1 protein-coding gene is annotated in these 403 nt (G+C 67.5%); it reads left to right on the forward strand.

The genetic code is table 11. The features are described from left to right. On the forward strand, window positions 1-403 hold a 403-nt coding region (locus AC5Y5E_RS30380), incomplete at both ends, for a hypothetical protein (protein WP_499907723.1).

A 403-nucleotide genomic window follows, 5' to 3' on the forward strand; every position in this document is an offset into this window, starting at 1 on the left:
TGCGTCGTTGAACGCGGCGCTGAACGGCAGCTTGAACCTGGGTGCGAACCTGAGCGGGTTGATCCAGACCGGTGAGACCCTGGCGGCCAACTTCGGGGCCGGGCTCAACAACCTGGCGGCCAGCCTCAGCACCAACCTCACCGCCGGCCTGAATGCGTTGTTGTCGGGCAGCCTGACCTTGCCGGGCCTGCCGCCGTTCACCTTCCCGGGCCTGCCGGCGATCACGCTGTCCCTGGGTGCGCTCGGTGGCGAGCTCAACGCATTGCTGAGTGCGTTGTTGTCGGGCAGCATCACATTGCCGGGCCTCCCGCCGTTTACGTTCCCTGGCCTGCCCTCGCTGACGCTGTCCCTGGGTGCGCTTAGCGCCGAGATCAACGGGGCGCTGCAGACCGGTGCGAACCTG

This window comes from Mycobacterium sp. NGS54 (assembly GCF_059812465.1).